This window comes from Chryseobacterium sp. POL2 (genome assembly GCF_011058315.1).
GTDB lineage: Bacteria > Bacteroidota > Bacteroidia > Flavobacteriales > Weeksellaceae > Soonwooa.
On record NZ_CP049298.1, the window covers coordinates 1,722,067 to 1,743,145 of the forward strand.

Sequence of the window (21,079 nt, forward strand, 5' to 3'; positions counted from 1 at the left end):
CCTATGAAAAAAATTGGAATTGGCGTTCTTTTAAGCTTCGCACTTCACCAACAGTCGCAAGCTTGCTCTTGGTACGATCCAGACTACGAATATTTCAACATTTTCACGCAGAGCATTATTAAAGACAAATCATATTTACCTTTTTTACTCACCTACTCCAATCGTTTTTATGAAGGCTCAACGCATGTACATGACGAAAATATTGAAGCTTGGCAAAAATTCTTTGGAAACAAATTCAATTATGCGGAGACAGAATATCTGGTAAACAAAATCTCTTATGCAGAACTTAACCAATTCAAAAAAGGAACTGGCAACAATCCTTTTTTATCAAAATTGGGTTCTAATTTTTACAAGCAATATCAGGAAGCCATCGACTATCTTTTGGAAGCCAAATATCTGGAACCTTATATGCAGATCAAATATGTTGAGAGCCCGAACAGTTTTTACTATCGAGAAAATGATAATCCTGTAAATGCTACCAATCTGGATTATGCCAAAACAATTTTAGCATTAACCAATCTTTATAATGCCGCAAAAAATCCCGAAATAAAACTAAGATACGGCTATCAACTTGTAAGGTTTAACCATTATACACAAAACTATCAACAGGCGATTGACAGTTTTAAAAAATATGTTGAGCCTTTAAAATTAAAAACAGCACCTTATTTTTTAGCATTGGATCAAATGGCTGGCGCGCAACGTGGTCTCGGAAATGGACAAGAAGCCAACTGGAATTTCTTCAAAGTTTTTTCTTTTTCAAAATCGAGAAAAGAGTCGGCTTTTGTATCGATGAAATTATCGGACAGCGCTTCTTTCAAAAACATTATGAACCGCGCGCAATCGCCAGAAGAAAAAAACATGGCCTATTTTCTTTTGGCTTATCAAGAGTATAACAACCCGATTCCTGCTATGGAAAAGATGTACGACATCGATCCCAATTCGGAAATCCTGAAAGTTCTGGCAGCACGAAGCATTAATGATCTCGAACGCAGTTATCTTCCTACCTACTATAATACAACTTTAGAAGAAAACAATACAAGCACAGAAAACAAAACTGATAATAAAGAAACGTCTTCTACAACAAGAGAAACCAAGAAAACCGACGTTTCGTTTTGGGACAAAATTGTCAACTTTTTCAAAAACCTATTTGGAGGAAATAGCGACAATCCAACCGAAAGAAGTAGCGACCAAAGCGACAAATCTTATCTGAATAACCCTAACAGAATTCCGTTTTTCTCGGCTAATGACAATTTGTGGAGCGACAACGATAAAGTCCTCAACTACATCGACGATTTGGATAAATTTATCAATAAAACAAAAGACAAATCCAATGACGAATATTGGAAAATTGCTTCGGCATATCTCAAATTTTTGAAAAAGGATTATGATGAAAGCATGGACATCCTCGGTTCCATTAAAACAAACAATCCAGAATACATTCAGGAAATCAATAAAATGAAAGCCTTGAACACGATTGTCTCGCAACCGAAAATAGATGCGGCTTTCGAAGACAAATTAATGTCTGAGTATAAAGACTTCTTTGTAAAACCCGAAAAAAAGAAAGACAGCGTGGATTATTACGACTATCCTACACCTTCGACTTCGGATTTCTTAGTGGACATTTTAGCAAATCGATATTTTCTGCAAGGTGAAGATGGCAAAGCCTTTTTGATGAACAACAGGCTTTCGGATTTGCAATTCAGTCCCAACTTAGAACTTGCCAAAAAATTGGAAGCTTTCATTAAAAAAGACAACAAAACCGCTTTCGAGAAAACAGTCATCGAAAAAAACATTGACATCAAAGGAAGTCCAGAAGCCTTCTTCAATCTTATCTATGGCGATCAAGAAATGCGAAATGCCAACTTTGTAAAAGCCAAAGATTATTATTCAAAAATTAAAAACTTTGGCGGACTCCACGCAATTAGCTCATTTTATTACGACGAAGAAGAAGCGCCAAAAGTTGACCCAACCGCTTACGATGGTTTTAGCAATATTTCGTCTTTGGTCTTTGGACACAACATTTGGGAAAGCTTTAGCAGTTCTGAATCTGAAAGTATGAAAGCCGAAAATTACATCTCAGAATTCCCAATGATAAAATCCAATATGAACAAATTGGAATTGGCAACAACATTGGTTGAGCTACAAAAATTAGGTTCAGCAAATGGCCAAAAAGCGGCCAACGCCAATCAACTTATTGGTAATATGTTGTACAATACTTCTATTTTGGGATATTTCCGTCAATTGTTTGTGATGGATTCTAACAATGCTGGTTGGAGCAAGTATGATTTTTGGAAAACCGATACGCCGTACAAATATTACTATAAAAACTATTCGTACACGAGTTACATCAAACCAGAGAATTTTGATTTGTCGATTAATTATTACAAAAAAGCTTTAGACCAAACAACTGATAAAGAACAAAAAGCAAGAATCCTTTTCCAAATGGCAAGTGCTGAACAAGGAAAATATTACCAATGGGAAAACAAACAGGATAGCAACCTGAAATGGGATGATCCAAGTTACGAGCAAAAACAAAAGACCTTTGATAGCATGCTTAACAAAACCAAAAATGACAAATACAGAACTTACTTCGCACAGTTAAAACAAAACTATGCTGACACACAATCCTTCAAAGATTTGCAAAGCAGTTGTCTTTATTTTAAATATTATACCACGAAGTAAACTTAACATTAAAAAAAGCGGTCGCTCTATTCTGAGGCCGCTTTTTTTATGGGACATCGAAAGTAAAAGAATTTCTCTTCTAGCTTCTGGACTTTATAAAGCCCAGTATTAATCCAAAAAGAATTGAAAAAAGCATATACGAAACGATAACACCAAGACTTCTCAATATTAATGAGGTTTTTGAATAATGATATGCCGAAAAAAATTGTTTGTAAAACCAAAATGCATACACCAACAAAAGAATATTGATAAGACTAAAAATAATCGTCAATACATATATATTGCTATAAAAAATTGTCAACAGCACAAACAACAAATTCATCAAAGATTCGACAACGGTTTTATAAGAGTTTAAAACAAAATGTTCTGTGAGATTGAGTTTTGCTTTTCGAAACCATAAAAAACTAAAAACCGAATAAAGCGGAATTGTTAAAAGCAAAAGTGTTTTGGGATATTTTTTCGCAAATTCTTCAAGTCCGCTCACAGCATCTTTCCCACCTTCGGGCATCAGGTCGGCTTGACTTACCAAAGCATATTCTCCAAAAAAATGTATCATTGCCAGAATAATCAGCAGCAAACTTACAAAACTGAAATAGCCTACCCTTTTACCATTAATAAACTCCCGAACGCTGTGTCCCGGTCGTGTGAACAATTCTTTGATTGTGAAAAAGATGCCATTGTCAACATGCCAAATACCGTGAATTAAATCATGCGTAACAAAATGCTTGAGCGAATACCGGTGGATATTTGCCTTTTGTCCACAGTTTGGGCAAAAATTTTCAGAAATTGTACGACACAATTAAGGCAATTACTAGAGTTTCCCATCAAATTTTGAGACTCGGATTTTTAGTTCGTAATATGTCTGCGCAATCTTAATTGTTTTATTTCTTTTCTGCAAGGATAGAATACAGAATCGGAATCTTTTCTCCGAGATGTTTGACTCTATATTGTTTCGGTGCGACTTCTATTGAGTTGTTAAAAATATTGTAAGGCGAATAATCATATTCTTGAAAGTCAGATAGTGTCAGTCCATTTTTTAGCAAGCTGCTGACCACTTCGCTCATGCTATGATTCCAAGTCACGTAAGATTGTGAAATACTCGCATTTTTGTCGGCATAAGTTCCGTTTTCTGTTTCGACAATCGGTGCTACATTAAAATAATTGTAGGCAACTTTTGTAAAATCATCATCAAACATCCAAACGAGAGGATGAAACTCAACCATCACAAATTTCCCATTTGGTTTTAAAAATTTTGAAATCAGATTTCCCCATTTATCCAAATCTGGAAGCCACATAATCGTACCATAACTTGTAAATACAATATCGAATTGTTGATCCAAATAATTTTCTAAATTATACAAATCACAACAAATAAACTTTGCATCGGAGTTGCTTTGTTTTGCAATTTCCCGAGCGCTTTCAATGGCTTTGTCTGACAAATCCACGCCCGTAACTTTGGCACCAAGGCGGCTCAGCGATATCGTGTCTTGACCAAAATGACATTGCAAATGCAAAATAGACTTCCCTTGAAGATGACCCAGCAGTTCCAATTCGATTGGATTTAATGAGCTTTCACCTTTCAAAAACCCTTTAAGATTATAGAACTCCGATTTCAAATGTGTATCCAAACGATTGTTCCAAGAGGCCTTATTAATTTCTATGTAATTATTGTCTGTTGTCATATTAATTAATGTATTAGAATGATTGGGCAGAATCAAATATAAACATTAGTAAAACCTGCTTAAACTATTTTTAAATAAATTTTAAACTTTCCAATCGATACTTTACAAATAAAATATAAAAAGACTTGCATTTTTTGCTATGGAATGTTAACTGCCGTTTCCTATCTTTGCAATCCAAAATCAAAACCAATGTTCTCAAAAATAGTTGTACACAAAGTCGGTAACAAAATCAATGGTGATGCGTTAATTCTTTCTCAGGACGAGTTGGATCTTCACGAAGACATGAAGGAATTGCTCGGAACTATTTTCCTCAGCGCTTTCAAGTCGGAAGAGCAGTTTCATTTTTACAGCGATTCTTATTTGGTGAACAATCCTGTGTACAGCTCTGTTACAGAGATTTTTGAAGACAAAAACAAATTCCTCTGGGAGTCCGAAAATATTGCAAAACACCTTTATGAAGCTGCAGAAAATCCGCGTATTATGAACGGTGAATTGTTCATAGTTTATTTCGATGCAGAAGAAAATCCTGAAGGTGGAAAGATTGACAAAATAGGAATCTTCAAAACAGAAAAGAAAGAAGCTTTCCTAAAAATCCAACAAAAAAACGAGAATTTTGAAATCGAAAAAGACTTCGGAATCGGGCTTTCAAAAATTGATAAAGCCGCTTTAATTTATAATAACGATAAAGAATCTGGCTACATCTTGTCCGTTGTGGACAACAACAAAAATGGCGACATGTATTATTGGTTCGAAGATTTTTTAAAAGTAAAGCAACGCGACAACGACTATTTTCACACCCAAGAAACTTTGTCGGTTTACAAAGATTACATTACGACACAATTGCCACAGGAATTCGAGGTTTCCAAAGCAGATCAAGCGGATTTCTTGAACAAATCCATCAATTTTTTTAAAGAAAAAGAAGAATTCAAATACGATGATTTTGTCAACGAAGTTTTGGTTGACGAGCATGTTATAGAAAGTTTTTCCAACTTCAAAACCGATTACGAAAACGATATGCAGATGAGCATTTCTGAGGATTTCCCAATAAGCACAGCAGCGGTTAAAAAACAGCAAAGACACTTCAAATCTGTTATTAAATTAGATAAAAATTTCCACATCTATATCCACGGCGATCGTCAAAAAATTGAGCAAGACCAAGATGAGAAAGGTCGTTTCTACAGACTTTATTACGATGCAGAAAACTAATTCGTAACAAAATCCGTTAACAATAGACCAATCAGAAAGACTTAAAAAAGTTTCGTTTTGTAAAATGATTAAAACCCAACAACATCAAAAAGCGATAATTTCTGGCTTTATAGCGGGATTATATCTGTTGTTGCTTGTGTTTTCTCCGTACTTGCATCAACATAATGCAGATCCTTATTTTGGTTTTTCAAACACCAAAAACCCAAAGTTTGAAAATATTTCTCAGGAAAAAATAGGTAGTGCAAACGATTGTTTGGCATGTCATTTTTCAACGACCAACCACAGTATTGCACCGAAAACTTTTGAATTTAAGATTTATAATTCATTTTCTGAAAAACCAGAATTTTCTCATCTTAAAGAAAATTTCTTAAGTTTTGAAACCACACGTCTTTACCTTCGTGGTCCTCCTGTTTATCAGCTTTAATTCGATTTTATTAAAAAAATCTGTAATTCTCAATTACAGAAATTTCGTGTATTAAACTGATATTCAATTCAAATAAAATGAATAAAATTTTAAAACTTCTACTCTTTTTGGTAGGAGTCACCCACCATGCCCAACAATATAATATTGCTGGCGTGGTAAAGGATTTCCATGACAAAACGGCTCTAAGAAATGCTAAAATTGTTATCGGAACATCAACGGCAACAACCGACAACAATGGAAAGTTTGAGATAAAAAATCTAAAATCCGATGTATATACTATAATTGTTACACATCCAGATTGTGATGCTTATCAATCCAACATTGAGCTTAGCAAAAGTCTAAATCTCGAAATCCTTTTAGAACATCACAGCAATGAGATTGAGTCCATAACCATACATGCTGCGCACAAATCCAAAGGCGCCATTATTGTAAAAACTTTGGACCAATCGACTATTGAGAAAAATGCCACCGAAAATCTAGGAAATCTGTTGACCAAAATATCTGGCGTCAGCACTTTGAAAACGGGTAACAGCATTGCAAAACCTGTAATCCACGGAATGTATGGCAGCCGAATTTCGATTATCAACAATGGTGTGAAATTGGCCGAACAAGAATGGGGCGTAGAGCATGCGCCCAATGTTGACATCAACAATTTTGAACACATCGACGTCATCAAAGGAGCATCTGCTCTAAAGTATGGTACCGATGCTGTTGGCGGTGTGATCGTCCTAGAACCTGAAATTTTCAAAAAGAAAGACAGTCTAACGGGATCAACCAATATTTCGGGAATTTCTAACGGGCGAGGATTAGGATTAGATTTAAAACTTTTAAAAACATGGCAAAATGCTTGGGCTATAAAAGTAAATGGAAGCTTCAAAAAACTTGGCGATTTATCGACACCCGATTATAATCTGATGAACACTGGAATGGATTTTTCGTCATTTAATATAAGTGTTCAGAAGAACGAGTTCAAGCAAGGGATTTCTTTTGATTATTATGTCACTAATCAGAATTTAGGTATCTTCCGTGGTTCTCATGTGGGCAACGACAAAGATTTTTATCTTGCTATGACGACGCCACAACCTATCTACATGAGAGATTTTAGTTATTCTATCGACAATCCACGTCAGGAAATAGCACATCATATTGCTAAAGTTTCGGCTTTCAAGCGTTTTGAGCATTTTGGTAAAGTATCGGCAACCTATAGTTTCCAATACAATCATCGACAAGAATTCGATATCCGTCGTGGAGATCTTAAGAATACGCCGAGTATGGATTTGGAATTGATAACCCATCAATTAAATCTAAACGATTTGCTGGAACGCGAAAAATGGTCTTTAGAAACTGGCATCGACTTGATATATCAGAACAACTATTCGAATCCGAAAACCCAAAGTCGTCGTTTGGTTCCTAATTATGATAAATATTCGGGAGGCCTATATTCAATTTTTAAATATAAAATCGCAAATAACTTTCAAGCGGAAATCGGTGCACGTTATGATGTAACACATTATAATGTAACGAAATGGTATGACATCAAAGATTGGACAACTAACTATGCTAAAGATTTTTCGGAATTTTATGTAAGAACCAATCAAAACAGAGTTTTGACCAATCCTATCCTCAATTATCACAATTTGTCTTATAATGCAGGATTAGACTGGAAAATTTCTCCAGAATTCAGCATCAAATTCAACTATGCAAGAGTGGAAAGAACGCCTAATATTGCAGAACTTTTCGCCGAGGGTCTTCACCACTCTGCTGCTATTATTGAAAAAGGAAATATGCGCTTGCAAAATGAGAAAGGTAATCAGCTCAATCTTTTGATAGACGGAAAACTTCATCTGCTTGGCGGTTTAGACTTTAGTATTAATTCTTATTATTTTGCTACGAACAATTTCATCAACCAAATTCCGACAGGCATTCAGCAAGCGACACAGGTTGGGCCTTTCCCTGTTTGGGAGTATCAACAAATTAATGCTAAAATGTATGGCGTTGACTTGGACATCAATTGGAAACTGACAGACAATTTAACGTATCGCGGACGCGGCGCTTATCTTTATGGACAAGATACTACACACGATGAGCCACTTATTTTGATGATGCCAACCAATTTCAGCAACAATTTAGAATTTCATAAAAAAGAATGGAAAAACTTTAGTTTAAGTCTAGAAAACAAAACGGTGTTACGACAAAATCGTTTTCCAATACATAACTCTGAAATCGTATTTTATGAAGATGGCGAGGAAATTACGAAAACTGTGGATTTTAGCACACCGCCTGACGGATATAGCCTTTGGAATGTACAAGCTGGATTCAATTTAGCCAAAAATTTATACACTGGCGTAAGCATTCAAAATCTATTTAATAAAAGTTACCGCGATTATCTCAACCGACTCAGATATTTCTCGGACGACTTAGGACGTAACTTTATCTTCAATATTCGGTACAATTTTTAGTACAATCAAAACAATTCAAAATCAAAACTTTAAAAAAAATGAAAAATATAATTTCAATCCAAAAACTAAGTTTATTATTAATAATTTCCATCTTCACAATCCTAGTTATATCATGCAACCGGGACAACGATATAGAAGATGATTTTCCACAAGAAGAAATTACAAATATCATCTTACACATTACCCATGACGCAACAGGAACTACACAAAACTACAATTACAGTGTTGGCTCTGGATCTGCTCCGGCAATTAAACTGGAAGACGGTGCAACATACATTGTTAATGCACAATTTATGAATGGGAACGAAGATGTAACTAATGAAATTAATCTTGCCAAAGACGAACACTTTTTAATTTATGATTTCCCAAGATCCACGATTAACCTTGAACGTCTTGACATCCCAAATAAAGATGGAATAAAAATCGGTTTAAAAACAAAATGGACTGTTGTAAAAGCGGTGAAAGACTCTTCACCAAAATTAATTATGACTTTGATTCATGATCCATTATCTTCGAGCGAGGCACAAAACGGCAGCGCATGGGGAAGCATCTCAGGTGGCGAAACCGACTCGGAAGCAACATACGGTATTACGAACTAAGCGATTAATAATCAGAATTTTTGCTAAGATGAATTCAATTTAAACCAAAAAATTAAAATTAACATATTTTATGAGCGATTTGCTGACATTAGACCCAAGTTTAATTTTGCGAATCGCTCTTTTTTGACTATTTTTGCAAACTAAAATTTCAATTATTAAACATGAACGTTACAGCACAAAATCACGATGAAGTAAGTGCATTACTTACTGTAACATTGGATAAATCAGACTACAAAGAAAAAGTTGAAAAAACATTGATTAACTACGCTAAAAATGCGCAAGTTCCTGGATTCAGAAAAGGAAAAGTGCCATTAAGCATGGTTAAAAGACAATACGAAGCTGGTATCGCTTTTGAAGAAATCAACAAACAAGTTTCTGAAGCGTTAAACAACTATGTTAACGACAACAAACTAAGACTAGTTGGTCAACCAGTCCCTCAACCAATGAACGAGTTCGATTACAACGCAGACCAACTATCTGTAGGATTCGAGATTGGTTACGAACCAGAATTCACTATCGATCTTTCGAAATACGAAGCACCACACTTCCAAGTGGAAGCTTCTGATAAAGAAATCAACACAAGTGTAGAAAATATGCAAAAGCGTTTCGCGGAGCGTATCGCACAAGACAAAATCGGTAAAGACTCTTACGTAGCTCTAGAAGTTAAGCAAGTTGTAGAAGAAGGAGCAGAGGGCGAACACAACCACGCACCAAAACAAGTTACAGCTAGCAAAGAAACTAAAGAAGCTTACACCCTAGTAAAATCTTTGAAAAAAGACGAATCTGTAAAAGTTTCTAAAGAAGACCTTATCGCTAAAGAAGACCTTGCTAAAGAACTAGGAATTTCTAAAGACGAAGCTGAAAACATGCACCACAACGAGGTTGAAGTAACTGTTAAAGACATCTACGGTCTAGACTTAGCAGAACTTAACCAAGACATGTTTGACAAAGTTTACGGTAAAGACGAAATCAAGTCTGAAGAAGAACTTAGAGAGCGTGTTAAAAAAGAATTAGACGAGTATTTCCAACAAAACGCTGACGTATACTTCGTTAACAAAGTCTTGGAACAAATCACGGAGAAAGAAGAAATCCAACTTCCAGAAGCATTCTTGGTAAAATGGTTAATGTTCTCTAACCAAAATATCCAGTCTGAAGAGCAGGCTAAAGAAATCTTGGAAAACGAGAAAAGCCAAATCAAATACCAAATCTTGGAAGGTAAATTGATGACACAAAACGAAATCAATTTAGAATACAACGACATCTTAGCACAAGCTGAGCAATTGGTAAGAAACCAGTTAGCAATCTACGGTATCCACCACCTTTCTGACGAAGAAATCCAAAAGTACGCAGTTGAAATGCTGAAAGACGAAAACCAAATCCGTCAAATTTCCTCAGAAGTGGCAATGGCTAAGTTGAAAGACGCGATCCTTGACAAAGCTTCGAAAAAAGAAACAAAAATTTCTCACGATGAGTTTCTTGAAGAACTTAAGAAATAATTAAACTTATATTACAAAGTCCCGACACTAAATTAGTATCGGGACTTTTTTATTTGGGGCGTGCCCCGTTGTTTTCCCCTAAGCGAAGCCTTGCAAAAACAAGCGGGTCGGTCTACGCGCAGTTGCTGTTTTTGTTCGGGGCTTCCACTCCGCTCCGCCACCTCACAAAAACGAGCTCCAACAATGCGCTCCCCCCTCACGCAAATTCAGCATCAATAGAAAGATTCTCATTCTTTAGTTCATAAAAAAAACCTCTAAAAAGAGGCTTAATATAATTTATAAATTCATGAACAGTTTTGGATTAACCGGCGTATTATTTCTGTGAACTTCATAATGCAGATGTGGCCCTGTTGAACGTCCAGAATTTCCAGATTTGGCAATAACCTCACCAACCTTCACTTCTTGGTTGGCAGACACAGAAATGCTCGACAAATGTCCATACAGTGTCGCTAGACCATTGGCATGCGAAACAATCACACAGTTACCATAGCCGCCTTTTTGTCCAGCAAACAAAACCTTACCAGCCGCCGCAGCGACAACATCCGTTCCGTAAGCTACCGCGACATCAATCCCCTTATGGAACTGCATTTGGTCTTTTTCAGCAAGCGCATTTTGATCCGCTTTTGAATCGTCTTTCAAAGCAGAATTATTTGCCAAAGAAGTACTATCATTAGCTGGTTTCAATGTTTTAACAGAAGCAAAAACAGTTTTGAAAGGAATTGGATTTTTTCTAATCCCGAAGTTAGAAGAAATATAACCTGAAGTTGGAACGCCTAGCGGCACTTGTTGCAGCTTCTTCTCTAGATCCACCAAATATTGGCTATAACGATTGGACTGTTTGGAAAGGTAAACTTCGTTGGCTAAGCTATCTTTGGCAAGACTTTCAATTCTTAAATCAGACGCATTTTTTGACACCAAAAAAGCATTGATATTGCGAACCACTTGGTCCACACTTAATAGATTTTCCTTGAGCTCGCGGTGGTCAATACTATCTTTAGTAGTATTAATTTTCACGAGGTTAACTTGATAATTTTTATCATCTCTATCTGCATACAACTTACCAATAACAAAAGATTGTCCAAAAACAATCAGCAGCAAAGCCGCCAAAATAATATTTGTTTTTTTGTTACTTCTAAAAAATCTCTTCATATTTTCTATGCTTAGTATATAACTTAATAACGACCTGCAAAATTAAATATTTTTTGTAACATATAGATTTACAATATTATGTTTAACAAATTTTAATTATTTTTTAAGACTATTAAACACGGAACCCGTTATAACTATTGATTTGATATTGATTAATTTTCTTTTTAATATTATAATTGTAGCTTTGCATTATTAGTGAATTTAAGTGAATTAAAAATGGCTAAATCAAAACCATCGCAGTTGCCGATAGTCGGTGTTGTAGGAAGTGGAAGCTTTGCAACGGCAATTGTTAAAATGCTTACCGAAAACTGTAAAACGGTGCATTGGCACGTCCGAAACGAATTTGTAAAAGGTGCCATCCAATTGCGGGGACACAACCCAACTTACCTTCCAATGGTAAGCTTCAATCTTAAACAATTAAAACTAACGACCGACATCAATGAGTTGGTGGAATCTTGTGATATTATTGTTCTAGCAACGCCTTCGATTTATCTAGCTGCGACTTTAGAACATCTTAACTGCAATTATAAAGACAAGTTATTCTGTTCTGCCATCAAAGGTATTGTCCCAGAATATAATGATATTGTTGCCAATTATCTTCGTGATAAATTCCAGATTGGTTATCGCAATCAAGCTGTAATTGCTGGACCTTGTCATGCTGAAGAAGTTGCTATGGAACGTTTGTCTTATTTAACGATAGCTGCCGCAGAAGCTCAGGATTCTGAAACATTGGCTAAAATATTTTCATCGTTCTATATTAAAGTTAACCAAAGCTGCGATATTCTTGGCAATGAGTACAGTGCCATTCTAAAAAACATCTACGCCATCGGCGCTGGTATTGCAAGCGGCTTAGGCTACGGCGACAACTTCATTGCGGTGTATGTTTCGAATGCCATTCGCGAGATGGAAACTTTTTTGGAAGCCATTTATCCAGAACCGCGAGATGTTAACGAAAGCGCTTATCTTGGCGACCTTTTGGTAACAGCATACTCGTTGTTCTCGCGTAACCGAAATCTTGGAAATCTTATCGGAAAAGGCTACACCATAAAATCGGCCATCCAATCTATGAACATGGTTGCAGAAGGCTATTATGCTACCAATGGTATCTATAGCATTTGTAAAGAAAAGAAACTAAAACTTCCGATTATCAATACAATTTTCGCTGTTCTTTATGAAGAAAAAAATGCGGAAAAACAGTTTGCTAAATTAACAGACAAATTGACCTAATAATGACAAACTTCTAGCCCCGATGGCAACGGCATCCTTTGTGGTTGGCGCGAGATGACAACTAGGACTTTTGTCCAAAAGCCTTCTATCGAGCGACAAGTACAAAGATATAGTGGACAGCGGGAAAAAGCTCCTAATAATAGCGATAAATAAAATCCGCCTTTCAAAAATTTGAAAGGCGGATTTTTGTATTTTAAAAACTGAATTAAAATTCAGCGCTTTTGGGCGTTCTTGGGAAAGGGATAACGTCGCGAATATTGGTCATACCTGTGATAAACAAGACCAAACGCTCTAATCCTAAACCGAATCCTGCATGCGGCACAGACCCGAACTTGCGCGTATCGAGGTACCACCAAAGCTCTTGCTCGTCAACATGCATATCTGTCATTTTTTGTTTTAGAACATCATAACGCGCTTCACGTTCTGACCCACCGATAATCTCGCCAATGCCTGGGAACAATACGTCCATCGCGGCTACGGTTTTGTTATCTTCGTTCAACTTCATGTAAAAAGCTTTGATTTCTTTTGGATAATCGAACAATACAACTGGACTTTCGAAGTGTTTTTCAACTAAGAAACGCTCGTGCTCCGATTGTAGATCTGCGCCCCACTCTTCGATTGGATATTGGAATTTACCTTTTTTGTTTTCTTTAGAATTTAATAAAATGTCAATAGCTTCTGTGTAAGAAACTCGCTTGAAACGCTTAGATACAACATTTTGTAATTTCTCAATAAGACCTTCTTTTGCTCTTTCTTTCTCGGGTTTTGTTTTTTGTTCTTCTGCAAAACGCTTATCCAAAAATTCTAAATCATCTTTACAATTTTCAAGACAATAATTAATGACATATTTCAAGAAATCTTCTGCTAAGTCGATATTATCTTCCAAATTATTGAAAGCCACTTCTGGCTCTATCATCCAAAACTCTGCTAGGTGACGCGTTGTATTAGAATTTTCTGCACGGAAAGTAGGCCCGAATGTATAAATCCTTCCCAAGCCCATTGCAGCAGTTTCGCCCTCCAACTGACCAGAAACCGTAAGGTTAGTCTTTCTACCAAAGAAGTCCTGGCTATAGTCGATCGCGCCGTCTTCGTCTCTCGGAATATTATTTAGATCAAAATTAGTTACGCCAAACATTTCTCCCGCTCCTTCTGCATCGGCTCCCGTAACAATGGGTGTGTTGATATAGAAAAATTGGTTTTGGTTAAAATACTGGTGAATTGCAAAACTAATAGCATGACGAATTCTGAAAACGGCTCCAAACAAATTGGTTCTGAATCTAAGATGCGCTTGCTCGCGTAGTTTTTCTAAACTATGTTTTTTAGGTTGCAAAATTGTCGATTGCAATTCCTCGGTAAAGTTTTCTCCAAGAATTGTAATTTTTTTCGCAATGAGTTCTACAGTTTGCCCAGCACCTTGACTTTCTACCACTTCACCAGTTATTTTCAGAGAGGCTGCTGTATTGATATTTTTGATAATGTTTTCATCAAAATTTTCGAAGTCTACTACCACCTGCAAATTATTGATGGTAGAACCGTCGTTAAGTGCAATAAAACGATTAGAACGGAATGCTCTAACCCAACCGTAAACTGTAATGTCGTGATGTAAAACTTTCTTGTAATCTGTTAAAAGATCTTTAATTGTTTGCTTTTTCATTATCAAAAATTAATGTCCACAAAGTTATGAAATTAATATGCTTCTGCCCATTAACTATTGCAGTAAATATTTTTTTTAAGAGATTTTTCTTGTCGAATTTTTCTTGCGTGGTAACAACTAAAGTATCGTAATGCAATTTTGGAAAAAATAACAATGAAAACTCATCTTAAAAATAAACTTTAAAAATCTTTAGTAATAATTCCTAACAATTGAAATTTCAAAATCTCTAAAATAACGCAAGAAATCGCGATAGAGTTTTGTTTTTTAACACGATGAAAGAAAATAAATATTTCGAGAAACGAGATAATTTAGAAATTACTCATCTTTTTTGGAATCCGTTAAAAAAACATCCATCAAACCATCTGGCAATTGCATTTGGATATATTTTTCGTCACGGTTAACTTCAAGAATCCAATCTTTGATAATCGGAATAACAACATCACGATCTGCCAATTTTAACATAAAATAATGTTGAGCCGTTTGGTCATTCACAGATTGAATTATTCCACAAGATTTTCCATCTTCTTCGCGAATCTCGAAGCCGACAATCTCGTGATAATAAAATTGTTTACCGGACAGTTTCGGTAAAGTAGAAAGAGGAAGATAGACATCTTTCCCAAGAACCTGTTCTGCTAAAGCTTCGGTAACATTTTTGAACAAAATATTAAGCGCATCAGTCTTGCTCCAAGATGTTTTTTCAATAAAAAAAGGAACCAATAATCCGTTGATTTCAACGAATATTGATTCCAATTTATTGTAAAGTTCGGGTTGATCGGTATCCAATTTCAGGATCACGTTACCCGCTAATCCGTGCTTACGCGTAATTTTTCCTAAAAAGTAACAGTCTTCCTTACGCATAATATCAGATTATTAAGCTTCTGTATTTTCTTCAGCAGCAGCTTCTCCTTCTGCAGGGGCTTCTGTAGTTTCTTCAACTGGTGCGTTAGCAGCTTCTTCAGCAGCTTTTGCGTCAGCCTCAGCTTGTGCAACTGCAGCCAATCTAGCTTCGTTTACTTTAGCTTCAGCTTCCAAAGCAGCTTTTTTAGCATCGGCTTTTGCTTTAGCCAAACCTTCAGCTTTACCTTGTACTTTTGATTCTTTACCTTCTACCCAAGCAGCGAATCTCTTCTCAGCTTCAGCTTCATCGAAAGCACCTTTAGCAACACCACCTTGTAAGTGTTTTTTGTAAAGAGCTCCTTTGTAAGATAAAATTGCTCTAGCAGTATCAGACGGTTGAGCACCTTTGTTTAACCACTCTACAGCAGCATCAACATCCAAATTGATAGTTGCAGGGTTAGTAATAGGATTGTAAGTACCGATTTTCTCGATGAATTTACCATCTCTCTTAGCTCTTGAATCTGCTACTACGATGTGGAAAAAAGGCTTACCTTTTGACCCGTGTCTTTGTAATCTAATTTTTACTGACATATTGTTTTAATTTTTGGGATCACGTCCCGGTTAAATTTTAATAGTGTGCAAAGATAATAAATTCTTTTAATTTTAAAATTAATTATCAAAACTATTTTATTTAATCTAAAAAAATCTATCAACTACAAACCTCCCATATAGAAAAGCCCTAGACATTTTTGATTTTCTTCAATTTTCAAAGATTCTTGGAGATGATTGACCACAGCCGAAGAACTCCAATAGCACCCAATTCTGTTGGCTGTACATGTTAGATACATATTTTGCACAGCCATCGCTGTAGCAGCAATTTCTTCCCACTCGGGCACCAAAGGACTGAACTCACAAACGATAGAAATCACAATATTGGCTTTGCTTATTTTGAAACCAATATCCTGATATTTTTTCTCTAAAAAAATTTGTGGTGGCGTTGTGTCTTTATAAATCGATTGTAATTCTTCGCCTAATAACTGCTTTTCTTCACCTCGAAAAATCTTGAAACGCCAAGGTTTTGTTCTCTTATGATTGGGCGCCAAAACTGCTGCACCCAAGATATCTTCCAAAATATGCTCCGGAATTGGCGCTTCTGCGTAATCTTTTGGAAAGACACTTCTTCGCTCTTCGATGATATGTTTTAAAATTTTCGCATTTTCCATAATACAAAAATACGAATAGATTAGCGATTTTTAATTTAAGTTTTATAAATATAGTATTGTACAGCTTCCTGATTATCAAGCAATATATCTTTACAATATGTCATGCCGCAATTCTCCAAAACCTTTATTGATGCCAAATTATCTTTCATCGCACGTCCGATAATTTCGTTGAGATTCAGCACAGAAAAAGCACAATACACACAAGCCTTGGCTGTTTCGGTTGCAATGCCTTGATTCCAAAATTCTTCAAAAATATGGAAACCCAAATCCACTTCATGCGTTTGAAAATCTCTTTTCAAGCCACACCAACCTAAGCATTCTAGCCTTTGCTTATCGACAATTGCCCATCTTCCAAATCCATGTTTTGGGTATTCTTTATAATTTTGAAGAAAATTTTGCGCTTCTTCCACCTCAGAAAAAGCTTTATCACCAGTATATTTTAAAACATTAGGATTGCTATTAAGTTCAAAAAAGAATGACGCATCATTTTCTGTTAACTCTCGAAGAAAAAACGATTGGTTTCAATTATAATCTTCATTATTATAAAATCTCTTCGATACGTTGATGGATTTTATTCAAAATAAACTCGTCCCCTGCGCGCATGCCAAGCATTTTTTGAGCAATAGGACTTTCTTCCGAAATCGCATAAAACCGATCTCCTTCAAAGAAAAACTCACCTAACGACACCGAAATATAAAATCTCGCTTTATTGGTAATAACAACAGAACCCAATTGTACTTTCTCAAACTCGGTATTCACCACTTTTGCCATCGCTTTTTGCATAGTATAAAAACCGCCCAACTGCTTTTGCAGTTGATAAATCTCTTCCTGAGCTTCCTCTCGGACGCTATCATATTTTGGCGTTTTCTTAATATCGCGACTTGCTTCTATTGTAAAATCAATAAACTTTTCAAGCTTACTAATTTTCTCCGAAAGCATTGTCATAATGTGGCTTCGCAACGCACTTTTCACATAGCCTAACTTCTGCATAAACATTAATATTTAAACTAAATATAAAACAATTTAATAAAAAGATTAATCCGAATCATAGGTTTTTACTATTCACAAAAAATTATAAAGAAATTCCCCCGAATCGTATAAAACTTCCTACCAGCAAAAATCCAACGCCCAACAAAGTCACACAAATAATATGAAAAGCCATTAAAGGAAGGCTTTTAGGAGACAATTTAGGAAGCACAAAAAAGTTGGCGCTTATCGCAAACATCACCGTAATCAATAGAAATAAAAGCTTAATAGAAATTGCTGTTTCCAAAGGATTCGAATAATGAAACCAATCCTGAAATTTCACCCCAAATTGATACGACATCCAAACGCCAGTAATCACCATCACCAAAAGCGCGGGAATGCCTATTTTCTCGTATTTTCTTTCAAAATTTAAAAGAATTTCGGGGTCTTTTTTCTTTAAAACTTCTGGTAAAATTCCTATCGCCAAAACCAAATGTCCGCCCACCCAAATGCAGGCTCCCAAAAGGTGAAATATTAAAAGTAAATGATGTGACATTTTCAAAAATTATACCTCAAAAATACTCATTTTCTAGCTTAATTCTTAAGTTTTGGGCGCAAAATTCCGGCTGTCACTAGTCGCTTTCCAAGCCTTTGCTCAGCCAAGCTTTTGGAAGAGCTCCAACATGCCGTTCCATCCGGTGCGCAATTTTGTCATAAATTGACATTTGGGCATTATCTTTGAGAAAATATAATTTGTCATTTTGAACGAACATTGAGCTTGTCGAAATGAAAGTGAGAAATCTTAAAACTAGATTCATCGTTCCTTGGAATCACAAAAAAAAAAGAATTAATACAAAAAAAATATGAACATACTAACTCAAAACTTCAATACACCATTTCATACCGCACCTTTTGATCAAATAAAAAACGAAGATTATCTTCCCGCATTCAAAGAATTAATTTCAGAATCTGAGAAAGAAATCAACGATATTGTCAACAATCCAGCAGCGCCAACTTTTGAAAACACCATCGAAGCCATGGCATATTCGGGAGAAAAACTGGATGTGGTTTCCAATATTTTTTTCAATCTCAATTCCGCAGAAACCAATGATGAAATCCAAAAGATTGCACAAGAAGTTTCCCCACTTTTAACAGAATTTTCATCTAAAATTTCTCAAAACGAAAAACTCTTCGAAAGAATTAAAAAAGTGTTTGACGAAATGAGTTTACGAATTCCATCTGACAAAAAAAATCAAGATAAAAGTGCAGATGAAAAAGACAATTACAAGCTCAACGAAGAACAACAAATGCTTCTTAATGAGACTTACAAAGGTTTTGTAAGAAGTGGCGCTTTGCTGAATGAGGAGGATAAAAAGAAATTGGAGAAAATTAATATCGATTTATCCACGAAGTCGCTTCAGTTTGGACAAAATGCTTTGGCCGCAACCAATGCATATTTCAAACATATCACCAAAAAAGACGATTTGGCGGGAATTCCAGACGCGATTTTGTCTCAATATGAAGAGGAAGCTAAAGAAAGAAAGTTGGAAGGCTGGGTAGTCACTTTGCAATATCCGAGCTATGTTCCGTTCATGACTTATGCTGAAAATCGCGAATTAAGAAAGGAATTAGCGCTTGCTAACGGAAAAAAATCTTTCGATGGTGGCGAATTAGACAATCAGAATCTCATCAAAGAAATCATCACTTTAAAACAACAAAAAGCAGAATTGTTGGGCTATAAAAACTATGCTGACTACGTTTTAGAAGAAAGAATGGCAAAATCTCCAACCAAAGTTTTAGATTTTTTAAATGAACTTTTGATTAAAGCAACGCCTTACGCGCAAAAAGAAATTGAGGAATTAAAAACTCTTGCAAAAGCCGACGGAATCGGGGAAATGCAAAGTTACGACCACGCTTTTTACGCTGAAAAATTGCGTAAAGCGAAATACGATTTCAATGATGAGGAATTGAAACCTTATTTCCCGTTAAATCAAGTTCAGGATGCAGTTTTCACATTAGCAGGAAAACTTTTCGGACTGACTTTTAAAGAAGTTCACAATATTCCAAAATACCATGCTGATGTTCAAACCTATGAAGTTTATGAAGTTCAGAATCAAGAGCCAAGAGCCAAGAGTCAAGAATCAAGAGCCAAGAATCAAGATAACGAAAACCAACAGCCAATAACTGACAACCAACAACTAAAAGCCATCCTTTACACCGATTATTTCCCAAGAAAAGGAAAACGTGCGGGTGCTTGGATGACGAGTTATAAAAATCAATACACCAAAAACGGAGAAAATTCTCGACCACATATTTCAATTGTTTGTAATTTCAGCAAACCCACGAAAGACACACCGAGTTTGTTAACCTTTCAAGAAGTAACAACACTTTTCCATGAATTTGGACATGCTTTGCATGGAATGTTGGCCAATACACAATATCCGAATCTTTCAGGAACTTCGGTGAAATGGGATTTTGTGGAACTTCCTTCTCAATTTTTGGAGAATTTCTGCTACGAACCAGAATTTTTGAAAACTTTTGCTAAACATTATCAAACGGAAGAAGTTCTTCCTAACGATAAAATTGAAAAAATTGAACAGTCTAAAAACTTTATGGAAGGCTATCAAACGCTTCGTCAGTTAGGTTTCGGATTGTTGGATATGGCCTATCACACGCATCCTGAAGAGGTGAACGACATTAAATCTTTTGAGGATGCCCAAACTTTAAAAACCTCTTTGTATCCTGTAAATCCAGAAACAGCGATGAGCCCTACTTTTTCGCATATTTTCCAAGGTGGTTATTCTGCAGGATATTATTCTTATAAATGGGCGGAAGTTTTGGATGCGGATGCTTTTGCGTATTTTAAAGAAACGGGAATTTTTAATCCAGAAACAGCGGCGAAATATAAAGTTTTGCTTTCTTCAGGCGGAACAAAAGATCCAATGGAATTGTACAAAGCCTTCAGAGGCAGCGAACCTCAAGTTGAAAGCCTTTTGAAAAGAGCTTTTGGGGAGTAAAAAACAAACTTGCAGCCTTGTCAAGGCTTAAAACATTGACAAGGTTTTTTTCTAACCTCTAACCTCTAATTTCTAAACTATGCTTTGTCCTTGTTGCTCAGGAAAATCCTACACCGAATGTTGTGAAACATTTCACTTGAAAAAGAAAATTCCCAATTCTGCGGAACAGCTGATGCGTTCTCGGTATTCTGCTTACGCAATCCCCAATGGAGACTATTTAATGGAAACCACACTTCCCAGTGAAAGAAAATATCATGACAAAATGGAAATGGAAGCATGGGGAAAAACAAACACTTGGACAAAACTGGAAATTGTGAGCAAACCTTCTGAAAATAAAGTAGAATTTAAAGCTTATTTTACAGATTCTGAAGGTGAAAACCAAGTTCATCACGAGCTTTCAAAATTTAAGAAAATCCAAAATCGTTGGTTTTATGTTTCTGGGGAATTTATGGATTAGT

Annotated in this window: 18 protein-coding genes and 1 pseudogene; 9 read left to right on the forward strand and 10 right to left on the reverse strand. The window is 35.9% G+C overall.

The genetic code is table 11. From position 1 onward, the window contains the following. The first annotated feature begins 3 nt into the window (after positions 1 to 3). The gene (locus tag G6R40_RS07980) at positions 4 to 2,682 is read left to right on the forward strand and encodes a hypothetical protein (RefSeq protein WP_165133878.1); all 2,679 of its coding nucleotides are present in this window, start codon (positions 4 to 6) and stop codon (positions 2,680 to 2,682) included. Positions 2,683 to 2,761: 79 nt separating this feature from the next. On the opposite strand, the gene G6R40_RS07985 is transcribed toward G6R40_RS07980, so the two are convergent. Together G6R40_RS07985 and G6R40_RS07990 are read right to left on the reverse strand one after the other, a co-directional pair. Further along, positions 2,762 to 3,334: a DUF3667 domain-containing protein gene (locus tag G6R40_RS07985; protein WP_262887640.1), complete on the reverse strand. Its 573-nt coding sequence runs from the start codon at positions 3,332 to 3,334 to the stop codon at positions 2,762 to 2,764. Between the two features lie 229 nt (positions 3,335 to 3,563). Next, the gene (locus G6R40_RS07990; protein WP_165133881.1) at positions 3,564 to 4,364 is read right to left on the reverse strand and encodes a class I SAM-dependent methyltransferase; all 801 of its coding nucleotides are present in this window, start codon (positions 4,362 to 4,364) and stop codon (positions 3,564 to 3,566) included. Between the two features lie 189 nt (positions 4,365 to 4,553). Between G6R40_RS07990 and G6R40_RS07995 the strand changes: the two genes are divergently transcribed. The 5 genes from G6R40_RS07995 to G6R40_RS08015 all read left to right on the forward strand — a co-directional run bounded on the left by G6R40_RS07995 (position 4,554) and on the right by G6R40_RS08015 (position 10,548). Then, complete coding sequence (locus tag G6R40_RS07995; protein WP_165133884.1) at positions 4,554 to 5,570, forward strand: nucleoid-associated protein; 1,017 nt, start codon at positions 4,554 to 4,556, stop codon at positions 5,568 to 5,570. A 64-nt stretch (positions 5,571 to 5,634) separates the two neighbouring features. Further along, complete coding sequence (locus tag G6R40_RS08000; RefSeq protein ID WP_165133887.1) at positions 5,635 to 5,994, forward strand: hypothetical protein; 360 nt, start codon at positions 5,635 to 5,637, stop codon at positions 5,992 to 5,994. Between the two features lie 77 nt (positions 5,995 to 6,071). Beyond that, the gene (locus G6R40_RS08005; protein WP_165133890.1) at positions 6,072 to 8,453 is read left to right on the forward strand and encodes a TonB-dependent receptor; all 2,382 of its coding nucleotides are present in this window, start codon (positions 6,072 to 6,074) and stop codon (positions 8,451 to 8,453) included. A gap of 38 nt (positions 8,454 to 8,491) precedes the next feature. Continuing rightward, entirely contained in the window at positions 8,492 to 9,052 is a 561-nt protein-coding gene (locus tag G6R40_RS08010; RefSeq protein ID WP_165133893.1) for a hypothetical protein, read from the forward strand. A 161-nt stretch (positions 9,053 to 9,213) separates the two neighbouring features. Then, the gene (locus G6R40_RS08015) at positions 9,214 to 10,548 is read left to right on the forward strand and encodes a trigger factor (RefSeq protein ID WP_165133896.1); all 1,335 of its coding nucleotides are present in this window, start codon (positions 9,214 to 9,216) and stop codon (positions 10,546 to 10,548) included. 276 nt (positions 10,549 to 10,824) lie between these two features. Here G6R40_RS08015 and G6R40_RS08020 read toward each other — a convergent pair whose 3' ends face one another. Further along, positions 10,825 to 11,697, reverse strand: a complete 873-nt coding sequence (locus G6R40_RS08020) for a M23 family metallopeptidase (RefSeq protein WP_165133899.1) — start codon at positions 11,695 to 11,697, stop codon at positions 10,825 to 10,827. 216 nt (positions 11,698 to 11,913) lie between these two features. Between G6R40_RS08020 and G6R40_RS08025 the strand changes: the two genes are divergently transcribed. Beyond that, the gene (locus G6R40_RS08025) at positions 11,914 to 12,924 is read left to right on the forward strand and encodes an NAD(P)H-dependent glycerol-3-phosphate dehydrogenase (RefSeq protein WP_165133901.1); all 1,011 of its coding nucleotides are present in this window, start codon (positions 11,914 to 11,916) and stop codon (positions 12,922 to 12,924) included. 205 nt (positions 12,925 to 13,129) lie between these two features. Here the strand turns inward: G6R40_RS08025 and asnS are convergent, their stop codons facing one another. The 7 genes and pseudogenes from asnS to G6R40_RS08060 form a co-directional block, all read right to left on the reverse strand. Next, entirely contained in the window at positions 13,130 to 14,578 is a 1,449-nt protein-coding gene (gene asnS / locus G6R40_RS08030) for an asparagine--tRNA ligase (RefSeq protein WP_165133903.1), read from the reverse strand. A 315-nt stretch (positions 14,579 to 14,893) separates the two neighbouring features. Beyond that, a complete protein-coding gene (gene rimM / locus G6R40_RS08035; RefSeq protein ID WP_165133905.1) occupies positions 14,894 to 15,436 on the reverse strand; it encodes a ribosome maturation factor RimM in 543 nt (180 codons plus the stop codon). A gap of 12 nt (positions 15,437 to 15,448) precedes the next feature. Next, positions 15,449 to 16,006: a 30S ribosomal protein S16 gene (locus tag G6R40_RS08040; RefSeq protein WP_165133907.1), complete on the reverse strand. Its 558-nt coding sequence runs from the start codon at positions 16,004 to 16,006 to the stop codon at positions 15,449 to 15,451. Between the two features lie 122 nt (positions 16,007 to 16,128). Then, the gene (locus G6R40_RS08045) at positions 16,129 to 16,638 is read right to left on the reverse strand and encodes a nitroreductase (RefSeq protein WP_165133909.1); all 510 of its coding nucleotides are present in this window, start codon (positions 16,636 to 16,638) and stop codon (positions 16,129 to 16,131) included. 35 nt (positions 16,639 to 16,673) lie between these two features. Then, positions 16,674 to 17,087, reverse strand: a pseudogene (locus G6R40_RS08050) (GNAT family N-acetyltransferase); the annotation flags it as partial. 91 nt (positions 17,088 to 17,178) lie between these two features. Beyond that, positions 17,179 to 17,628: a hypothetical protein gene (locus G6R40_RS08055; protein WP_165133911.1), complete on the reverse strand. Its 450-nt coding sequence runs from the start codon at positions 17,626 to 17,628 to the stop codon at positions 17,179 to 17,181. An 82-nt stretch (positions 17,629 to 17,710) separates the two neighbouring features. Then, positions 17,711 to 18,160, reverse strand: coding sequence for a copper resistance protein CopD (locus G6R40_RS08060; protein WP_165133913.1), 450 nt, complete (start codon positions 18,158 to 18,160; stop codon positions 17,711 to 17,713). 307 nt (positions 18,161 to 18,467) lie between these two features. Here G6R40_RS08060 and G6R40_RS08065 point away from each other — a divergent pair, with 307 nt between their 5' ends. Together G6R40_RS08065 and G6R40_RS08070 are read left to right on the forward strand one after the other, a co-directional pair. Next, positions 18,468 to 20,621 carry a M3 family metallopeptidase gene (locus tag G6R40_RS08065; protein WP_165133915.1) on the forward strand — a complete coding sequence of 718 codons (2,154 nt, stop codon included), beginning with the start codon at positions 18,468 to 18,470 and terminating at the stop codon, positions 20,619 to 20,621. 79 nt (positions 20,622 to 20,700) lie between these two features. Continuing rightward, positions 20,701 to 21,078 carry a YchJ family protein gene (locus G6R40_RS08070; RefSeq protein WP_165133917.1) on the forward strand — a complete coding sequence of 126 codons (378 nt, stop codon included), beginning with the start codon at positions 20,701 to 20,703 and terminating at the stop codon, positions 21,076 to 21,078. Position 21,079 lies beyond the last annotated feature (1 nt).